Origin of the sequence: Methylobacterium radiodurans (assembly GCF_003173735.1) — a bacterium.
In the GTDB taxonomy this organism is placed as follows: Bacteria; Pseudomonadota; Alphaproteobacteria; order Rhizobiales; family Beijerinckiaceae; genus Methylobacterium; species Methylobacterium radiodurans.
Genome location: NZ_CP029551.1, coordinates 1,677,501 through 1,694,688, shown reverse-complemented (window position 1 = coordinate 1,694,688; position 17,188 = coordinate 1,677,501). Strand labels below are relative to the sequence as shown.

The following is a 17,188-nucleotide window of genomic DNA, read 5'->3' as shown; positions in this document are numbered from 1 at the left end:
CAATCGGGAGCGGCAGGGCGGAGGACCGGCCGGGGCGCTCGCCGCCGATGTGGAGGCCGGTACGGCGCAAGTGAGCGCGGCAAAGCACGAGCTTGCATCCGTGCCCCATCGCGACGGATCGGACACGGATCTAGGCAGAGACGACCGGGCCGAGATCGCGGCGCTCGTCCGCGCGGGCGTCCGGCTCGCCGAGGCTGCCGGACCCTCGCGCGTTTCGGACGAGAACGGCGTCGGGAGCGCGGGAGGCGGACATCACGGCCGCGAGCGCCTCGTTCAGCGAGGTCACGAGGTAGTCGGCCGAGGTGGCGCGGCGCAGGCGCTCCAGGCTCGCCGGGTCGCGCTCACGCCAGAAGCCGACGAGGACGCGCACCCCCGGCAACGCCGCCCGCGCCTGCCGGACGGTGAAGCGGATCTGCGAAAGGCTGACCGGTTCGAGGTAGGAGAAGCAGATCATGGCGATCTCCTCGACCCGCTTCGGTCGCTCGCCCTCGCGCAGCGCGCTCAGGGGCATGACCTGCGTGTTCAGGCCATGGCGGTCGAGCGTCTGGCTCAGCATCCGGGTGGCCGCCTCGTCGAAGGGCCCGCGACTCGACACGCAGAGCACGGGCGTGCGCCCGCGCCAGTTCGGGGCGAGATCCTCGGGCGCCAGGACGACGCCCGCCACCTGCCGGTCGGGCCCGGCGGCGGCGACCGCTGCGGCGGTCTCGCGGCTCGCGCTCCGGGCCGAGGCGCCGCGGCGCACGCGGGCGCGGCCGAGCCGGTCGATCACTGCCAGGATCGCGGCGCCGACCTCGGCCTGCCGCTCGCGGTCGAGGGTCCCGCGCGAGCGGTCCTCCTGGGCGAGCAGGAGGCCCGCCAGGACCACCTCGTCGTAGTAGGTGACGAGCGCGCGCTCCTTCAGGAACTGCCGGCCCTGGTCGATCGCCTCAGCGGGATCGTTGGCGAGCATGCGCTGATAGAAGATCTCGGGGGGCGCCAGCGCCGGCTGATCGCCGAGCAGCACGTCGAGATACCAGAGCCGCTGGACGTGGCGGCCGAGCACGACGAGGCAGACGGTGAGCGGCGTCGCCAGGATGAGCCCTACGGGCCCCCACAGGAAGGTCCAGATCGTCGCCGCCAGGATCACGGCGATCGGCGAGAGCCCGGTCGAGTGGCCGTAGAGCAGCGGCTCGACCACGTGCCCGGCGATCGGCTCGACCACCACGAACAGGATCGCGGTGGCGATCACCATGCTCCAGCCGGGATCGACGGCCGCGGCGAGGATCAGCGGCAGCACCGCCGAGACGACGGCGCCGATATAGGGCACGAAGCGCAGGATGGCGGCGAGCACGCCGAACAGCGTCGGGCTCGGCACGCCGATGATCCAGAGGCCGAGGCCGATCACCACGCCGAAGCTGATATTGAGCGCGAGCTGCGCCAGGAAAAATCGGGAGAGCCGGCTCGCGGCGTCGTCGATCGCCGCCGTGGTGCGGCGCAGGTCCCTGGCCCCGGCGATGCGGATCGCCCGGTTCCGCAGGTCCTCGCGCTGGAGCAGGATGAAGATCGTGAAGAGCAGGATCAGCCCGGTGGTGGCCAGCGGGTGCAGGATCGGGCCGGCGAAGGTCTGGAAGGTCTCCAGCACGCCGGCCTTCGCCGCCTTGATCTCGACGGTGAGCGGGTGCGTGGCAGAGCCCGGCTCGCCCTTCAGCTCGGCCTGGGCCGGGGGCTGGAGGGCGTTGCCGAGGTCCTGGACCATGTCGACGATGCGCGAGAGCGTGCCGGCATCGGCCGTCGCGCCGCGCAGAGCCGCGATCTTGTCGCGCATGGTCAGAGAGTAGCGCGGCAGATCCGCGGCGAGCTGGGCGCCCTCGCTGGCGATGAGGCTGCCGACCCCGAACAGCACCCCGAAGGTGACGGCGACGACGAGCAGAACCGCCAGCGCCCGCGGCACGAGAAGCCGGCGCAGAGCCCGCACCGCCGGCACGAGGACGAAGCTCAGGAGGATCGCCAGCGTGACCGGCATGAGGATCTCGCGCCCGAGATAGAGCGCGGCCATGACGGCGAGCACGAGCAGCACCGAGGCGAGGGCGACGAAGACCGGCATGCCCTGCCGGATCTGCCGCGCGATGACGGGATCGTCGCTCATCGGTCTCTCGGGGCCTCCCGGCCCGGTTCACGCATCACGTCGCTCTGCCTTACCCTCCTCAAGGAGGGAGACGCCGGACCTCAACCCGCGGCCGCGGTCTCGCCGAGCGCGGCGCTGATCTGGCTCAGCAGCTTCGAGAAATCGATCGGCTTCGGGTGGTAGTCGTCGCAGCCCGCCTGGATCGCCTTGTCGCGGTCGCCCGACATGGCGTGAGCGGTGAGCGCGATGATCGGGATCGCCCGCGTGTCGCCGCCCGCCTTGAGGGCGCGCGCGGCCGACCAGCCGTCGAGGACCGGCAGGTTCATGTCGAGCAGGATCACGTCGGGACGGCCGGCGCGCGCCTGTTGCACGCCCGCTTCCCCGTCATGGGCCAGGATCACCTCGTAGCCGCGGCGCTTGAGCCGGCGGGAGAGAAAGTCCCAGATCTCCTCGTGGTCCTCGACCAGCAATATCTTCGGCATCGACGAACAATATCCTTCGGGCGCGCCCGCCGCGCGCCGCAGTGCTCATGCGCCCATGACAACGCGTGACGCTCGACATCGGACCGGTACCGAGCCGGATTTCTCCGGCCCGGCGGGGCTCGTCCTCAGGCCTCGTCCTCGAGGTGGAAGTGCACGCTCTCGATGTTGGCCCGCTCGAAAGCCTGCATCACGTGCTGGTAGGAGCGCTCCATCTCGGTCGGGGCGTCGCCGGGCGTGTCCTCGGGCTTCAGCACGAACATCAGCATCGAGCGCCCCGTGACGTCGTAGCTGTCGCCCGCCCGGAAGTGCTCGACTGCCTGGCTGTCGGGCAGGTTCGTGTCGAGGAGCCGTGTCCATTCCACACCGCCCACCGTGTCCGGCAGGGTGAAGGTCACGAGATCGTGGTAGGCGTTGTAGAGGATCAGGAGCGTGGCATCGCCGCCGCGGCGGTGGACGCCGGTGGCCTGCGCTCGCCCGTCGAGCAGCACGGCGAGTGCCCGGGCGCCGCCGTCGCCCCAGTTGTCACCCTCCATCTCGGCGCCGTCGGGCCGCAGCCAGGCGACGTCCTTGACGCCGAGGTCTTCGTCGAACCGGCCTGAGAGGAAGCGCCCGCGATTGAGGATCGGCAGGGCGTTGCGCAGGATGATCAGGCGCTGGGTGAACTCGGCGAGGTCGCGCTCCTCCGCCCCGATGGCGTTCCAGTCGAGCCAGGAGATCTCGTTGTCCTGGCAGTAGGCGTTGTTGTTGCCCTGCTGGCTGCGGGCGAACTCGTCGCCCGCGAGCAGCATCGGCGTGCCGCGGGAGAGGAAGAGCGTCGCCAGCATGTTGCGCATCTGGCGCAAGCGCACCGCCCGGATCTCCGGATCCTCGGTCGGGCCCTCGACGCCGTAATTGTACGACAGATTGTGCGAGTGGCCGTCGCGGTTGTTCTCGCCGTTCGCCTCGTTGTGCTTGTCGTTGTAGGCCACCGTGTCGTGCAGGGTGAAGCCGTCATGGGCGGTGAGGAAGTTCACCGAGGCCCAGGGCTTGCGCCCGCGCTTGTTGAACTTGTCGGCCGAGCCGGTGATGCGCGAGGCCAGATCCGGCAGCAGGCCGGCATCGCCCTTCCAGTAGGCGCGGACGTCGTCGCGGAACCGGTCGTTCCACTCGGCCCAGCCCGGCGGGAAGCCGCCGACCTGGTAGCCGCCCGGACCGCAATCCCAGGGCTCGGCAATGAGCTTGACGGAGTTGAGCACCGGGTCCTGCCGGCAGGTGTCGAGGAAGCCGCCGCCCTCGTCGAAGCCGTAGGGCTCGCGGCCGAGGATCGTGGCGAGGTCGAAGCGGAAGCCGTCGACCTGCATCTCCTGCGCCCAGTAGCGCAAGCTGTCGGTGACGAGCTGGAGCACGCGCGGGTGCGAGAGGTTGAAGGTGTTCCCCGTGCCGGTGTCGTTGATGTAGTAGCGCTTCTGGTCCGGCAGCAGGCGGTAGTACGAGGCGTTGTCGACACCCTTGAACGAGAGGGTCGGGCCCTTCTCGTTGCCCTCGGCGGTGTGGTTGTAGACCACGTCGAGGATCACCTCGAGGCCGGCGCCGTGCAGGCGCGAGACCATCTCCTTGAACTCCGAGAAGGCGAAGTCCGGCACCGCGGCGTAGCGCCGGGCGGGAGTGAAGAACGAGATGGTGTTATAGCCCCAGTAGTTCGTCAGCCCCTTCTCCTGCAGGTAGTCGTCCTGCACGAAGGCGTGGACCGGCAGCAGCTCGACCGAGGTCACGCCGAGGCTCTTGATGTAGTCGAGCACGTCCGGCGTGCCGAGGCCCGCATAGGTGCCGCGCAGCTTCTCCGGAACCCGCGGGTGCAGCTTGGTCAGGCCCTTGACGTGGGCCTCGTACACGATCGTCTTCTCCCACGGCACGTGCGGCTTCCGGTGCCGCCCCCAGGTGAAGGCCGGGTCGATCACGCGCGAGCGGCGGGTGTAGGGCGCGCTGTCGCGCTCGTCGAAGGTGGTGTCGTCGCCCGTCTCCATCTGGTAGCCGAAGAGGGCCGGGTTCCAGGTGATCGAGCCGACCAGCGCCTTGGCGTAGGGGTCGATGAGCAGCTTGTTCGGGTTGAAGCGGTGGCCGTTCTCCGGCTCGTAGGGGCCGTGGACGCGGTAGCCGTAGATCGTGCCGGGGCGCGCGTCCGGCAGGTAGCCGTGCCAGATCTCGTCGGTGTACTCGGGCAGCTCGATGCGCTCGATCTCGTTCTCGCCCGCATCGTCGAACAGGCAGAGCTCGACCTTGGTGGCGTAGGCCGAGAAGATCGCGAAGTTGACGCCCAGACCGTCCCAGGTGGCGCCCAGCGGATAGGGCAGCCCTTCCTGGATGCGGGCGCGCGCCGCGCGGGACTGAGGCGCGGATCGGGAATTGTCAGGCATGCTCACTCCGGGAACCGCGGCCGTCCCTCGGCGCGCGGCGGCCGGTGGCCGCCGCGGGGCGCGATCCCAGTCTGAACGTACTGGTGTCGGCGAAGCTCCCGTGCGCCGCGGAAAAATCGTGACGGTTCGGCGCGGGGTGTGAAGAACGGGCATGGACCGCGCCCTGAGCCCCGCGAAACCGGTCCTTCCCCCTCTCTGCGGCTGAGCGTCGATCCGTCAGAGGCGCTCCTCGACGAAGCGCTCGGCCTCCGGATCCTCGCCGCGGCCGGTGCGCTGCAGCATCGGCACGACCGCGTCCGCGTCCTGGGCGACGAGGTAGCTGAGATCGAGGCCCTCGCGGATGAAGCCCTGCTGGCGCATGTGCGCGAACAGCGTCAGGAGCGGGCTCCAGAAATCGTCGACCGAGACCAGCACGATCGGCTTGCGGTGCCGCCCGAGCTGAGCCCAGGTCAGCTGCTCGACCAGTTCCTCCAGGGTGCCGATGCCGCCGGGCAGCGCCACGAAGGCGTCGGAGCGCTCGAACATCAGGCGCTTGCGGGTGTGCATGTCGCCCACCACGATCGTCTCCTGGATGTCCTCCAGCATGTGCTCGCGCGCCTGCAGGAAGTCCGGGATGATGCCGGTGACGTGGCCGCCTCCCTGCATCACCGCGCGGGCGACCGTGCCCATCAGCCCGACATCGCCGCCGCCGTAGACGAGCCCGATGCCGGCCCGCGCCAGGGCGGTTCCGAGCTGTTCGGCCGCATCGCGAAAAGCCGGGTTCCCGCCGAAGCCGGAGCCGCAATAGACACAGACCGTCTTCACCGGAGCCATCCGGCCTCCTCCGTCACTCGTCCGCGTAAGCCGCAAGATCGGCGCCAATCGTTCCGAAGAACGGGCCAAAGTGCTGATGGCGCGCGGGAATCCTCCGCGGATGCGGCGGGGCGGCTTGGTGTCCGGACCGTGTAGAGTATTATGGGCGGGGCAGTCGACGGTTTTCGCACGTGCGGCGTGGCTGTCCCCGGGAGGTCCGAGGCCGAGATGTCCAGCACGGTCGCACGCAGCCTCGCGCTCGCCGCGGGCGGGCTCGTCACCGGCCTCGGGCTGGTGCTGGCCCTGTTCGGCTCCGACCTGCGCCAGCACTGGGCCGGCGGCTCGCCGCAGGCGGCCCTGCCGCTGACGGAACCGGAGGGCCTATCCCAGTCAGCCAGGGATCCAGGCCAAGCCCCGGCCCAAACTCAAGGCCAAGCGCCGCGCCAATCCCCTGCGGCCGGGCCGAACGGTGCCGGCTCGGAGAGCGGCGGGCAGGCGCCCGCCGGACAGGCCGGCGCGCCTGCGGATCGCACCGCCCCCGCCCCGCGCTTCGACGTGGTGCGCGTCGAGCCCAACGGCGAATCCGTCGTGGCGGGGCGCGCGGCACCGAACGCCACGGTCGAGCTCCTGGTCGACGGCAAGCCCGTCGCCCGCACCAGCGCCGACGCGGAGGGACAGTTCGCCCTGGTACCGCCGGCCCTGCCGCAGGGCAGCAGCGAGGTCTCGCTGCGCGCCACCGGACCGGACGGGCGCGCGGTGGTCTCGGGGCAGAGCGTGGCGGTAGCGGTGAGCGGGACCGCCAAGCCCCTCGTCGCCCTCACGGCGCCTGACGCGCCGACCGTGGTGCTGTCGCGGCCCGAGGCGCAGGCTGGGGCCAAGCCCGACACCACGTCAGCCGCCGCGACCGCGGCACCGGCCCGCAGCCTCCGCATCGTCAGCGTGGACGCGCAGGCGGGCGGGCGCCTCGACGTGACGGGTGAGGCGCCGCCGGGCACGGCGGTGCGGCTCTACCTCAACGACACCCTGGTGGCGCCGGCCCAGGCCGGGCCGGACGGGCGGGTCGTCCTCACCATCGGCCGCGGCGTACGGCCGGGCGCCTACCGCCTGCGTCTCGACGCGGTCGATCCGAAGACCGGCGCCGTGCAGCAGCGCGCCGAGGCGTCCTTCGGCGTGCCGGAGGCGACCGCGCGCGCGGCAAGCCGGCCGGCTCCCGCGGAGGCGGCTCGTCCCGGTACGCGCGTCGCCGCCGGCACACCCGAGGCCGCGGTCGCGGCCCCGCCGCCGGCCCTGTCCGCGCTTCCCGCACCGGCGGAGGAGACCAAGACGGCCGCGCCCGGCGTGTTCGTGCCCGAGATCAACACCGCGAAGATCACCCGCGGCAACAGCCTCTGGCAGATCAGCCGGCGGGTCTACGGCCAGGGCAACCGCTACACGGTGATCTACGACGCCAACCAGGAGCAGATCCGCGACCCCAACCGGATCTATCCCGGCCAGATCTTCGTGCTGCCCGAGGACAAGGGCGGGGCGGCCAAGCGCGGGCGGGGCTGAGGCGCGGGGCCGCCCCCCGCCGCCCGCGGGTGCGGAACCGGCCCGATCGGCCTATATGCGCCCTGCCCCCCGCGGGCCGAGACCCGTGCGGGCCGAAGCCTGGGCGGGGCTCCCACGCGCAGAAAACCCATCCCGGCAGAACCGCACCGCATGACCACCGAACCCGCGAGCCCGGCGGCCCCGGAGCGCCCCGGCCTCGTCGCCACCTATCGCCGGCTCTGGCCCTATCTCTGGCCGCATGGCCGGGTCGATCTGCAGCGGCGCGTCTTCCTGGCCTTCGGGCTGCTGCTGGTGGCCAAGCTCACCACGATGGTGATGCCCTTCACCTTCAAATGGGCGACGGACGCGCTCGTCGCGGCGGTCGGCGGCCACGCGGACGGCGTGCCGGCCGGACTGATCGCGGCGCCGATGCTCTTGATCGGCGCCTACGGCCTCGCCCGGATCCTTATGGTGGGCCTGACGCAGGTGCGCGACGGGCTCTTCGCCAAGGTGGCGATGCACGCGGTGCGCCGCCTCGCGCTCCAGACCTTCGAGCACATGCACCGGCTCTCCCTGCGCTTCCACCTGGAGCGCAAGACCGGCGGCCTCACCCGCGTGCTGGAGCGCGGGCGGGGCGGCATCGAGGAATTGTCGCGCCTGATGGTGCTGACGCTGGTGCCGACCATCGTCGAGTTCGTGCTGGTGCTGGGCGTGCTCGCCTACGAGTTCGACTGGCTCTACTCGGCCGTGGTGCTGGTGATGGTGGTCGCGTATCTCGGCTTCACCTACAAGGCCACCGAGTGGCGCATCGGCATCCGGCGCCGCATGAACGCCTCCGACACCGACGCCAACACAAAGGCGGTCGACTCGCTCCTGAACTTCGAGACGGTGAAGTACTTCGGCGCGGAGACCCGCGAGACCGCGCGCTACGACGCCTCGATGGCGCAGTACGAGAAGGCCTCGACGCAGACCTACGTCTCGCTCGCCGTGCTCAACGCCGGGCAGGCGGTGATCTTCACACTCGGCATGACCGCGGTGATGTGGCTTGCCGCGCGCGACATCCTGGCCGGGCGCACCACGATCGGCGGCTTCGTGCTGGCCAACACCATGCTGGTCCAGCTCTCGATGCCGCTCAACTTCATGGGCATGATCTACCGCGAGATCAAACAGGCGCTCATCGACATCGACGACATGTTCCGCATCCTCCACCGCAACCCGGAGATCGCGGACCGCGAGGGCGCGGCACCGCTCGCGGTGAGCGCGGCCGAGGTGCGCTTCGAGGACCTGCACTTCGCTTATCATCCGGACCGGCCGATCCTGCGCGGCGTCTCCTTCACGGTGCCCTCGGGCCAGACGGTGGCGATCGTCGGGCCCTCGGGGGCCGGCAAGTCGACGCTCTCGCGCCTGCTCTTCCGCTTCTACGAGCCGCAGGACGGGCGCATCACGATCGACGGGCAGGACATCGCCGCTGTCCGGCAGGACTCGCTCCGCGCCGCCATCGGCATGGTCCCGCAGGACACGGTGCTGTTCAACGACACGATCGGCTACAACATCCGCTACGGCCGCTGGGAGGCCTCCGACGCGGAGGTGCGCGAGGCCGCGCGCCTCGCCCAGATCGACCGCTTCATCGAGGCCCTGCCGGAGGGCTACGACACGCCGGTGGGCGAGCGCGGCCTGAAGCTGTCGGGCGGCGAGAAGCAGCGGGTCGCCATCGCCCGCACCATCCTGAAGGGACCGCCGATCCTCGTCCTCGACGAGGCGACCTCGGCGCTCGATTCCTTCACCGAGCGCGAGATCCAGCACGCGCTGGACCGGGTCAGCCGAGGCCGCACCACGCTCGTCATCGCCCACCGGCTCTCGACGGTGGTCAACGCGGACGAGATCCTGGTGCTCGACCGCGGCACGATCGTGGAACGGGGCACCCACGGGGCGCTGCTGGCACGCGGCGGCACCTACGCCGCCCTGTGGAACCGCCAGCGCGAGGCCGACGCCGCCCGCGAGGCCCTGAAGCGGGCGGAGGACCGTGAGGACGCGGTCGGCCCGGGCGCGGCGGTACGGGAGCCGGCGGCGGCGGAATAGGGGGCCGTGCCGGCAGGGACGAATATTTGAGCACATCCTGAACGTGAGGCGGACGAGATCTGCGGAACCAGGGCGACCGGACAAGGTTTTAGGCTTCCAGTCACGCCTGGCGATGCTCCGCCCCGCGCAAGATCAGATCTCTCCCATGCACATCCGCACCGGCTTCACCATCGCCCTCGACACGTTCGGCCCGACGCCGATGAACCTGCTGCTCAACATCCGGCCCGAGCGGCAGCCCGATCTCGTCACCCCGGAGGTGGTGCGCTTCGATCCACCGGTGCCCGCGCGCCAGCACATCGACGCCTTCGGCAACGTCTGCACGCGCATCGTCGCGCCGGGCGGCCGCATCACCATGAGCGCCGACTTCGTGGTGGCCGACTCGGGTGAGCCGGACGATCAGGCGCCCGGCGCCCGGCAGATCCCGGTCCAGGACCTGCCGGACGAGGTGATGGTCTTCCTCCTCGGCTCGCGCTACTGCGACACCGACAAGCTGTCGCAGACCGCCTGGAACCTGTTCGGCTCGACGCCCGAGGGCTGGGCCCGCGTCCAGGCCATCGTGGACTACGCCCACAACCGTCTGCGCTTCGACTACCAGATGGCCGACGCGACGCGCTCGGCCCATGACGGGAACAGTCAGCAGGTCGGCGTGTGCCGGGACTTCGCGCATCTGGCGATCACACTCTGCCGCTGCATGAACATCCCGGCCCGCTACGCCACCGGGTATCTCGGCGATATCGGCGTGCCGAAGGATCCGGCGCCGATGGACTTCTCCGCTTGGTTCGAGGTGTTCCTGGAGGGGCCCGAGGGCCCGCGCTGGTACACGTTCGACGCGCGCCACAACACGCCCCGCATCGGCCGCATCGTCATGGCGCGCGGGTGCGACGCCACCGACTGCGCCCTGACGACGAGCTTCGGCACGGCGCTGCTCGCCCGCTTCGAGGTGCACACCGACGAGGTGCCCGCGCCGGCGCTCGCGCAGGCTGCCTGAGCCGGGCGAGCGGGCCCGCCTGTCGCTCCGCGACCCGGCGCACGGTTGACGGACGCGCCGCCGGCTGCCATCCGCGGCGGCCTGACCCCAGAGCGGGTCGGCCGCCGCAGGAAGGACGACCGCCAAGCCCATGACCGATCTCCTTGAGACGATCCGCCGGGTGCTGGTGCCCATCCACAAGGAGGGCTACCCCTTTATCCTGATCGGCATCGTGCTGACGGTGCTGGCCGGCTACTTCTCGCAGTTCTTCGGCTGGATCTTCCTGATCCTGACGCTGTGGGTCTGCTACTTCTTCCGCGATCCCGAGCGCGTCACCCCGGTCGGCGACGGCCTCGTGGTCTCGCCCGCGGACGGACGGGTCAACCTCATCGCCAAGGCCCTGCCGCCGCCGGAACTCGACCTGCCCCAGGTCCCGATGACCCGGATCTCGGTCTTCATGAACGTGTTCGATTGCCACGTGAACCGCACGCCGGTGACGGGCACGATCGGGCAGATCCACTACACCCCGGGCCTGTTCCTCAACGCCGAGCTCGACAAGGCGAGCGAGGACAATGAGCGCAACGGCCTCGTGATCGAGACGACGTTCCGCGAGATGCCGGTACGCGTCGGCGTGGTGCAGATCGCCGGCCTCGTGGCGCGCCGCATCGTCGGCTTCGTGGGCGCGGGCGACCGGCTCCAAGTCGGCGAGCGCTTCGGCCTGATCCGCTTCGGCTCGCGCGTCGACGTCTACCTGCCGGAGGGCACGCGGGTGCTGGTCGGGCTCGGCCAGAAGGCGGTGGCCGGCGAGACCGTGCTCGCCGACCTCGCCGGCGGGCCCGAGCGGCAGTTCCGGCGCATCTGAGGACACGAGGGCGAGCCCGATGGACGACCTCTTCCCGCCCTTCGAGCCGGACGCCAACGAGCCGCGGCCGCGCCGGTTCAAACCGGTGCCGTTCCGGATGATCGCCCCCAACATGATCACCCTGATGGCGCTCTGCCTCGGGCTGACGGCGATCCGGCTTGCCTTCGAGGGCAAGTTCGAGCCGGCCGTGATCGCCATCGTGGTGGCGGGGCTCCTCGACGGCATCGACGGCCGGGTGGCGCGCCTGCTCAAGGGCACCTCGCGCTTCGGGGCCGAGCTCGACTCGCTCGCCGACTTCGTCAATTTCGGCTGCGCCCCGGCGCTGATCCTCTACGGATTCAGCCTGCACAACCTGAAATCGATCGGCTGGATCGTGGCGCTGATCTTCGCCATCGCCATGGGGCTGCGCCTCGCCCGCTTCAACGCGATGCTGGACGATCCCAACCGGCCCGAGTGGAAGAAGGACTTCTTCGTCGGCATGCCGGCCCCGGCCGGCGCGCTCACGGCGATGCTGCCGCTCTATCTCAGCTTCCTTGGGCTCGGCTTCGAGAGCTGGGCGGCGCCCGCGATCCTCGTCTACGTGCTCTGCATCGCGCTGCTCGTGGTCTCCACGGTGCCGACCTTCTCGGGCAAGACCATGGGCAAGCGCGTGCCCCGCGGCTGGGTCCTGCCGATCTTCCTGGCGGGCGTGGCCGTCTTCGGGGTGGTGATCAGCTTCCCGTTCGAGGCGCTGGTCGCGATCAGCGTCGCCTATCTGGCGACCGTGCCGGTGGGCGCGGCCCAGTACCGCCGCCGCCAGAAGCTGGAGGACGCCGCGCGGACCGAGCCCGCGCCGCCGCCCGCGACGGCCTGACGACCGGCACCAGGGCTCGATTGGCGGTGGACGGCGGCGTCGCGCCCTGGTGCGCCGCAGGCCGGCAGGTCACCGTGCAGCGGAGAATCATCCGCTGCGGAGGCCGGAATGGTGGAAGAGTTCAAAAAGTTCGCGTTGCGGGGCAACGTGGTCGATCTCGCGGTCGGCGTGATCATCGGTGCCGCCTTCGGGGCGATCGTAACCTCGGCGGTCCAGGACCTGTTCATGCCGGTGATCGGCGCGATCACGGGCGGTCTCGACTTCTCGAACTACTACATCCCGCTCTCCGGGAAGGTGCAGACCGGTCTCTCCTACGCGGAGGCCAAGAAGCAGGGCGCGGTGCTCGGCTACGGGCAGTTCATCACCGTGGCGCTCAACTTCCTGATCGTCGCCTTCGTGCTGTTCCTCGTCATCCGGGCGATGAACCGGCTGCAGCACGCGGAGGAGAAGAAGCCCGAGCCGGTCGCCGAACTGCCCGCCGACGTGAAGCTGCTGGGCGAGATCCGCGACATCCTGGCGGCCAAGCCGAAGGTGTGAGCCGCCACGGATCCGGAGCGTGGCAACCGGCCGTCAGGATTGCGCTGCCCCGTCCTTCTTCTGCGCCTCCGGGTCGATCCCGAAGGCGTCGAGGATGCGGTCGAGCGCGTGCTCGACCGCGACCGTGCCCTCCTCGTGGGTCTTGAGCCGCGTCTCGAGCTTGGCGATCTGGGGGGCGAATTCTTGGGGCACCGGCTCGTCGCCGAGGAATTCGGGCTTGCCGCCATCGACGGGCAGCGCGCCGCGCAGTTGCTGGCCGAGATGGTCGCGCACCGGCTCGGGAAGCTTCGCCTTGTCGCCGCCGTCCATCAGAGATCTCCTGTCGTCGCGCCCGTCAACGCATCCCAGGGACGCGCGTTGCGGCAATCCCGCGCGAGACCGGCGCTCGCCCCGCACGTGCCGCTTCTACCCAAAGAAAAGGCCCCGGAGCGCGGGGCTCCGGGGCCTGAAGGCCAGTTGCGAGACCGGGCCCGCGTCTTGACCAGGCGTCTTAGTCGATGACCTCGACGATGCGGTGGCTACGATCGACCAGCACCGGACGGTCGTTCACGACCGTGTAGCGGTAGCCCGGACGCACGCGGTACTCGTCCGGCACCTCGTAGTAGGTCACGCCCGAGGCCGGCAGGGTGGTGCCGACGCCGACGCGGCCGTCATAGTCATAGGAGCGCACGTTGCGCTCGCGCACGTAGGAGCGGAAGCGGGGGGCCATGTCGACGCCCAGGATGCCGCCGACCGTGCCGGTCGCCGCGCCCACCGCGCCGCCGACGATGCCGCCGATCGGACCGGCCGCATCGGCACCGGCAGCCGCGCCGCGCTCGGCGCCCGGAATGGTGCCCTGAGCCTGGGCGGCCAGCGGCAGCGAGAGGGCGAGCGCCGAGGCGGCGATGAGGGTCTTGATGCGCATGAAAGTCTCCGTCTTTGGGACGTTCGCCGCACCGTGATGCAGCGAAGTTCGAGGCGGTAACGCGCCAAGTCCCGAAACGGATGCGTCAAAAAATCATCTTGGCCGCCGCGCCATCGCGCGGCGGTCCGTTGAGGGCGCGATCAGCCCTCGCCCGGCATCGCCGACTTGATGAAGCGGTCGGAGCCAAGATCCTCCTCGTCGTAGCCGAGAAGCTCGGCGAGCCGCCCGCGGGCGCGGCTGACGCGGCTCTTCACGGTGCCGACCTTGCAGCCCATGATCGCGGCGGCCTCCTCGTAGGAGACGCCCTCGGCGCCGACGAGCACCAGGGCCTCGCGCTGGTCCGGGGGGAGCTTGGCCAGCGCGCTCTGCAGGTCCTCGACGTCGAGCCGGTCGCCCTGGTGCGGCGCGGTGGCGAGCCGAGCGGCGTAGGAGCCGTCCTGGTCCTCGACCTCGCGCACGCGCTTGCGGTGATCCGAGTAGAAGATGTTGCGCAGGATGGTGAAGAGCCACGCGTTGAGGTTCGTGCCCGGCTGGAAGCGGGCGCGGTGCTGCCAGCCCTTGAGCAGCGTGTCCTGCACGAGGTCGTCCGAGCGGGCCGGATTCGAGGTCAGCGAGAGCGCGAAGGCGCGCAAGGACGGCACCGCCGCCAGGAGGCCGTTGCGGAATTCCGGCTCGATCGCCTCGCCGCGGGCGCGCAGCGCCGCCTCCAGCTGGTCGATCAGCTCGGCGAAGCGGGTCGGCATCTCCTCGGCGCCCAGGCGCTCGTAGGTGTCGCGCAGGTGGTCGCCGAGATGGGCGCGGATCGCGTGGGGGAGGTTCGGCCGGCCGGGTATCTCACCGTCCGGGTCGCGGTAGAGGACGTTGTCGGTCTCGTCGCGGGTCATGGCACGTCGCTTCGTGTTCGGCGGCAGGGCGCGCCAGGCGGTCCGGACCCGGCGCGTGGACCGTGTGGCGGCAGGCTGCCGGCCCGATCCTCTCTTGACATGCGTTGTAGCGCATCGGCCCCTGCCATGCACCTTCGCCGGTCCGTTTGCGGCCGGGCGTGCCCCGCGCTCAACAGGCGGCGACCTCGGTCACCTCCGCGGGCCGCCCCCGCGTGCCGGGCCGGATCAGCCGGATCGCGCCGTCGCGCAGCGACAGCACGTCGCCCCGCGCGAGGTCCGTCCAGCACTCGTCGCGGGTCAGCGCCTGGGTGGCCACCACGGTCACGACGTCGCGCTCGGTGGTCTCCTGGGCGAAGTCGACCCGCCAGTCCTCGTCGACCAGGGTCGCGGTGCCGAAGGGCGCCCGGCGGGTGAGGTAGCAGAGCCGCTTGCCGCAATGGGCGTAGAGGGTGCGGCTGTCGGTGAGCAGCATGTTGAACACGCCGAGCGCGTGCAGCTCGGCGCAGAGCCCGGCCACCGCCCGGTCGAGCACGGCGGGTGCCGGCAGGCTGCGGAAGCGGGCCTGGAGCCGGCCCAGCATCCAGCAGAAGGCGTGCTCGCTGTCGGTGGAGCCGACCGGCGTGAAGGCGCCGAGCGGCAGCCGCTTCACGCCCTTCAGCTGCCCGTTATGCGCGAAGGTCCAGGCCCGGCCCCAGAGCTCGCGGGTGAACGGGTGAGTGTTCTCCAGGCTGACGCGCCCGCGATTGGCCTTGCGCACATGGGCGATCACGATGCGGCTCTTGATCGCCGCGCTGCGCAGGAACTTGGCGAGTTCCGAGCGGGCCGAGGGCTCGGGCTCGTGGAAACTCCGCTGGCCGCGCCCCTCGTAGAAGCTGATGCCCCAGCCGTCCGCGTGCGGGCCGGTCTCGCCGCCGCGGCGCGCCAGGGCCGCGAAGGAGAAGCGGATGTCGGTGGGCACGTTCGCGCTCATGCCCAGCAATTCGCACATGGCCCCGAGATTCCGCCCCTTCGCCCCGCCCGACACGCGGCGGAGGGACCGATTTAGGGGTGTTGCGGGCACGGAACAACCGAGTGCCCGCGCCCCGTCCCCTCACTTCAGCGAGGCGGCGATGGCCTGCTGGATGCCGAGCACGTTCGCCCCCCGCCGGAGCGTTCGCTGAATCGGCTCGGGCCGCCCCGAGACCCAGATCTTCAGCTCCGAATCGAGGTCGAAACTGCCGGCGGTCTCGACCGAGAACGAGGTGATCGCCCGGTACGGCACGGTCAGATACTCGACCTTGCGGCCGGTGAGACCCTGGCGATCGACCAGGATCAGGCGCCGGTCGGTGAAGACGAAGAGGTCGCGGATCACCCGGAAGGCGACGCGCACCGGCTCACCCTCGACCAGGATGCCGGAGATCTGCTCGTCGACCTCGCCGGGCTTCAGGTCGCTGCCGTGGCCGAGCAGGCCGTCGAGAAACCCCATTGCCGCCTCCTGATCGCGACGGGAGCGTCGCCGTACCGCGATGTGGGGCTTGCGGCCGGGCGCGGCAATCGACAGGTGTGGCGCGAAGGATCGGAACCACGGACCCATGAGCGCTCACACGCTTCGCCTCGGCGTCAACATCGACCACGTCGCCACGGTGCGGAACGCCCGAGGCGAGGCCTATCCGGACCCGGTGCGGGCCGCGATCCTGGCCGTCGAGGCGGGCGCCGACGGCATCACCGCGCATCTGCGCGAAGACCGGCGCCACATCCGCGACGCCGACATGCGGGCGCTGAAGGCCAAGTTGTCCGTGCCGCTCAACTTCGAGATGGCGGCAACCGACGAGATGGTGGGGCTCGCCGTGGAGCTGCGCCCCCACGCCGCCTGCCTCGTTCCGGAGAAGCGCGAGGAGCGCACCACCGAGGGCGGGCTCGACATCGTGGGCGGGCGGGACCATCTCGCGCCCCGCATCCGGCACTTGGCGGAGGCCGGCATCCGGGTCTCGCTCTTCGTGGAGCCGGAGCCCGCAGTGATGGAGGCAGCCCACGCCCTGGGCGCCCCGGTGGTCGAGCTGCACACCGGCAGCTACTGCGAGGCGGTGGTGGCGGGCGATCGCACGCGGATCGCCCACGAGCTCGCCCGGATCACCCGCGCGGTGGCGCACGGGGCCGGCCTCGGCCTGGAGATCCACGCGGGCCACGGCCTGACGCTCGACAGCGTCGGCCCGGTCGCAGCGGTCCCTGAGATCCGCGAACTCAATATCGGCCATGCGCTGATCGCCGAGGCGATCTTCGTCGGCCTGCCCCAGGCAGTGCGCGACATGCGGGCCGCGATGGACCGGGCTCGCGAGGACTCTGCACGCGAGGGCGTGGTTCGCGCATGATCATCGGCATCGGCTCCGACCTCTGCGACATCCGGCGCATCGAGCGCTCGCTGGAGCGCTTCGGCGAGCGCTTTACCCACCGGGTCTTCACCGAGGGCGAGCGGGCCAAGTGCGACCGGCGCGCCGCCCGCGCACCCTCCTACGCGCGGCGCTTCGCCGCCAAGGAGGCCTGCGCCAAGGCCCTCGGCACCGGCCTCAGCCACGGCGTGTTCTGGCGCGACATGGAGGTGGTAAACCTGGCGACCGGCGCGCCGACGCTGCGCCTCACGGGGGGCGCCGAGGCGCGGCTCCGCGCCATTGTGCCGGCCGGCCACGAGGCCCGGATCCACGTCACGCTCACCGACGACCCCCCGCTGGCGCAAGCCTTCGTGATCGTGGAGGCGGTGCCCTCCGGCACATCCTGAGCGCTCCAGCGCGGGGCCTGCGTTGCGGGGCGACGGCGCTTGGTCTAGACCG

17 protein-coding genes are annotated in these 17,188 nt (G+C 70.9%); 8 read left to right on the top strand and 9 right to left on the bottom strand.

The features are described from left to right. Nucleotides 1-130 precede the first annotated feature (130 nt). The 4 genes from DK427_RS07660 to DK427_RS07645 all read right to left on the bottom strand — a co-directional run bounded on the left by DK427_RS07660 (nucleotide 131) and on the right by DK427_RS07645 (nucleotide 5,792). Complete coding sequence (locus DK427_RS07660; protein ID WP_109950749.1) at nucleotides 131-2,125, bottom strand: AI-2E family transporter; 1,995 nt, start codon at nucleotides 2,123-2,125, stop codon at nucleotides 131-133. 80 nt (nucleotides 2,126-2,205) lie between these two features. Next, complete coding sequence (locus DK427_RS07655) at nucleotides 2,206-2,586, bottom strand: response regulator (RefSeq protein ID WP_109950748.1); 381 nt, start codon at nucleotides 2,584-2,586, stop codon at nucleotides 2,206-2,208. Between the two features lie 125 nt (nucleotides 2,587-2,711). Then, a complete protein-coding gene (gene glgX, locus DK427_RS07650; RefSeq protein WP_109950747.1) occupies nucleotides 2,712-4,979 on the bottom strand; it encodes a glycogen debranching protein GlgX in 2,268 nt (755 codons plus the stop codon). A gap of 216 nt (nucleotides 4,980-5,195) precedes the next feature. After that, nucleotides 5,196-5,792 (bottom strand): LOG family protein, encoded by a 597-nt coding sequence (locus DK427_RS07645; RefSeq protein WP_109950746.1) that lies wholly within the window; start codon nucleotides 5,790-5,792, stop codon nucleotides 5,196-5,198. 207 nt (nucleotides 5,793-5,999) lie between these two features. Here DK427_RS07645 and DK427_RS07640 point away from each other — a divergent pair, with 207 nt between their 5' ends. From DK427_RS07640 to mscL, 6 genes are all read left to right on the top strand, one after another. Next, nucleotides 6,000-7,319, top strand: a complete 1,320-nt coding sequence (locus tag DK427_RS07640; RefSeq protein ID WP_109950745.1) for a LysM peptidoglycan-binding domain-containing protein — start codon at nucleotides 6,000-6,002, stop codon at nucleotides 7,317-7,319. Nucleotides 7,320-7,469: 150 nt separating this feature from the next. Further along, nucleotides 7,470-9,377 (top strand): ABCB family ABC transporter ATP-binding protein/permease, encoded by a 1,908-nt coding sequence (locus DK427_RS07635; protein WP_109950744.1) that lies wholly within the window; start codon nucleotides 7,470-7,472, stop codon nucleotides 9,375-9,377. Nucleotides 9,378-9,522: 145 nt separating this feature from the next. After that, complete coding sequence (locus DK427_RS07630; RefSeq protein ID WP_109950743.1) at nucleotides 9,523-10,365, top strand: transglutaminase-like domain-containing protein; 843 nt, start codon at nucleotides 9,523-9,525, stop codon at nucleotides 10,363-10,365. Between the two features lie 130 nt (nucleotides 10,366-10,495). Beyond that, nucleotides 10,496-11,206, top strand: a complete 711-nt coding sequence (locus DK427_RS07625; RefSeq protein ID WP_109950742.1) for a phosphatidylserine decarboxylase — start codon at nucleotides 10,496-10,498, stop codon at nucleotides 11,204-11,206. A gap of 19 nt (nucleotides 11,207-11,225) precedes the next feature. Beyond that, entirely contained in the window at nucleotides 11,226-12,059 is an 834-nt protein-coding gene (locus DK427_RS07620; RefSeq protein WP_109950741.1) for a CDP-alcohol phosphatidyltransferase family protein, read from the top strand. Nucleotides 12,060-12,167: 108 nt separating this feature from the next. Next, nucleotides 12,168-12,596, top strand: coding sequence for a large conductance mechanosensitive channel protein MscL (mscL, locus tag DK427_RS07615; RefSeq protein ID WP_109950740.1), 429 nt, complete (start codon nucleotides 12,168-12,170; stop codon nucleotides 12,594-12,596). Between the two features lie 33 nt (nucleotides 12,597-12,629). Here the strand turns inward: mscL and DK427_RS07610 are convergent, their stop codons facing one another. The 5 genes from DK427_RS07610 to DK427_RS07590 form a co-directional block, all read right to left on the bottom strand. Further along, nucleotides 12,630-12,905: a hypothetical protein gene (locus tag DK427_RS07610; RefSeq protein WP_109950739.1), complete on the bottom strand. Its 276-nt coding sequence runs from the start codon at nucleotides 12,903-12,905 to the stop codon at nucleotides 12,630-12,632. 181 nt (nucleotides 12,906-13,086) lie between these two features. Beyond that, nucleotides 13,087-13,500, bottom strand: coding sequence for a DUF1236 domain-containing protein (locus tag DK427_RS07605; protein WP_109950738.1), 414 nt, complete (start codon nucleotides 13,498-13,500; stop codon nucleotides 13,087-13,089). A gap of 140 nt (nucleotides 13,501-13,640) precedes the next feature. Beyond that, entirely contained in the window at nucleotides 13,641-14,384 is a 744-nt protein-coding gene (locus DK427_RS07600; protein ID WP_109950737.1) for a sigma-70 family RNA polymerase sigma factor, read from the bottom strand. A 169-nt stretch (nucleotides 14,385-14,553) separates the two neighbouring features. Next, entirely contained in the window at nucleotides 14,554-15,372 is an 819-nt protein-coding gene (locus DK427_RS07595) for a class II glutamine amidotransferase (protein WP_109950736.1), read from the bottom strand. Nucleotides 15,373-15,474: 102 nt separating this feature from the next. Then, nucleotides 15,475-15,849, bottom strand: a complete 375-nt coding sequence (locus DK427_RS07590; protein WP_109950735.1) for a PH domain-containing protein — start codon at nucleotides 15,847-15,849, stop codon at nucleotides 15,475-15,477. Nucleotides 15,850-15,955: 106 nt separating this feature from the next. Between DK427_RS07590 and DK427_RS07585 the strand changes: the two genes are divergently transcribed. Both DK427_RS07585 and acpS read left to right on the top strand, forming a co-directional pair. Next, nucleotides 15,956-16,732: a pyridoxine 5'-phosphate synthase gene (locus tag DK427_RS07585; RefSeq protein WP_109950734.1), complete on the top strand. Its 777-nt coding sequence runs from the start codon at nucleotides 15,956-15,958 to the stop codon at nucleotides 16,730-16,732. Continuing rightward, nucleotides 16,729-17,136: a holo-ACP synthase gene (acpS, locus tag DK427_RS07580; RefSeq protein WP_109950733.1), complete on the top strand. Its 408-nt coding sequence runs from the start codon at nucleotides 16,729-16,731 to the stop codon at nucleotides 17,134-17,136. Before DK427_RS07585 ends, acpS begins: the two co-directional genes overlap by 4 nt. Nucleotides 17,137-17,188: the final 52 nt, after the last annotated feature.

Excerpts from the sequence above, each read along its gene's own strand:
- DK427_RS07640 (WP_109950745.1), top strand. The coding sequence starts at position 6,000 with ATGTCCAGCACGGTCGCACGCAGCCTCGCGCTCGCCGCGGGCGGGCTC.
- DK427_RS07630 (WP_109950743.1), top strand. The coding sequence starts at position 9,523 with ATGCACATCCGCACCGGCTTCACCATCGCCCTCGACACGTTCGGCCCG.
- DK427_RS07610 (WP_109950739.1), bottom strand. The coding sequence starts at position 12,905 with ATGGACGGCGGCGACAAGGCGAAGCTTCCCGAGCCGGTGCGCGACCAT.
- DK427_RS07585 (WP_109950734.1), top strand. The coding sequence starts at position 15,956 with ATGAGCGCTCACACGCTTCGCCTCGGCGTCAACATCGACCACGTCGCC.
- DK427_RS07645 (WP_109950746.1), bottom strand. The coding sequence starts at position 5,792 with ATGGCTCCGGTGAAGACGGTCTGTGTCTATTGCGGCTCCGGCTTCGGC.
- mscL (WP_109950740.1), top strand. The coding sequence starts at position 12,168 with ATGGTGGAAGAGTTCAAAAAGTTCGCGTTGCGGGGCAACGTGGTCGAT.
- DK427_RS07655 (WP_109950748.1), bottom strand. The coding sequence starts at position 2,586 with ATGCCGAAGATATTGCTGGTCGAGGACCACGAGGAGATCTGGGACTTT.
- DK427_RS07600 (WP_109950737.1), bottom strand. The coding sequence starts at position 14,384 with ATGACCCGCGACGAGACCGACAACGTCCTCTACCGCGACCCGGACGGT.
- DK427_RS07595 (WP_109950736.1), bottom strand. The coding sequence starts at position 15,372 with ATGTGCGAATTGCTGGGCATGAGCGCGAACGTGCCCACCGACATCCGC.
- glgX (WP_109950747.1), bottom strand. The coding sequence starts at position 4,979 with ATGCCTGACAATTCCCGATCCGCGCCTCAGTCCCGCGCGGCGCGCGCC.
- DK427_RS07635 (WP_109950744.1), top strand. The coding sequence starts at position 7,470 with ATGACCACCGAACCCGCGAGCCCGGCGGCCCCGGAGCGCCCCGGCCTC.
- acpS (WP_109950733.1), top strand. The coding sequence starts at position 16,729 with ATGATCATCGGCATCGGCTCCGACCTCTGCGACATCCGGCGCATCGAG.
- DK427_RS07605 (WP_109950738.1), bottom strand. The coding sequence starts at position 13,500 with ATGCGCATCAAGACCCTCATCGCCGCCTCGGCGCTCGCCCTCTCGCTG.
- DK427_RS07625 (WP_109950742.1), top strand. The coding sequence starts at position 10,496 with ATGACCGATCTCCTTGAGACGATCCGCCGGGTGCTGGTGCCCATCCAC.
- DK427_RS07660 (WP_109950749.1), bottom strand. The coding sequence starts at position 2,125 with ATGAGCGACGATCCCGTCATCGCGCGGCAGATCCGGCAGGGCATGCCG.
- DK427_RS07590 (WP_109950735.1), bottom strand. The coding sequence starts at position 15,849 with ATGGGGTTTCTCGACGGCCTGCTCGGCCACGGCAGCGACCTGAAGCCC.
- DK427_RS07620 (WP_109950741.1), top strand. The coding sequence starts at position 11,226 with ATGGACGACCTCTTCCCGCCCTTCGAGCCGGACGCCAACGAGCCGCGG.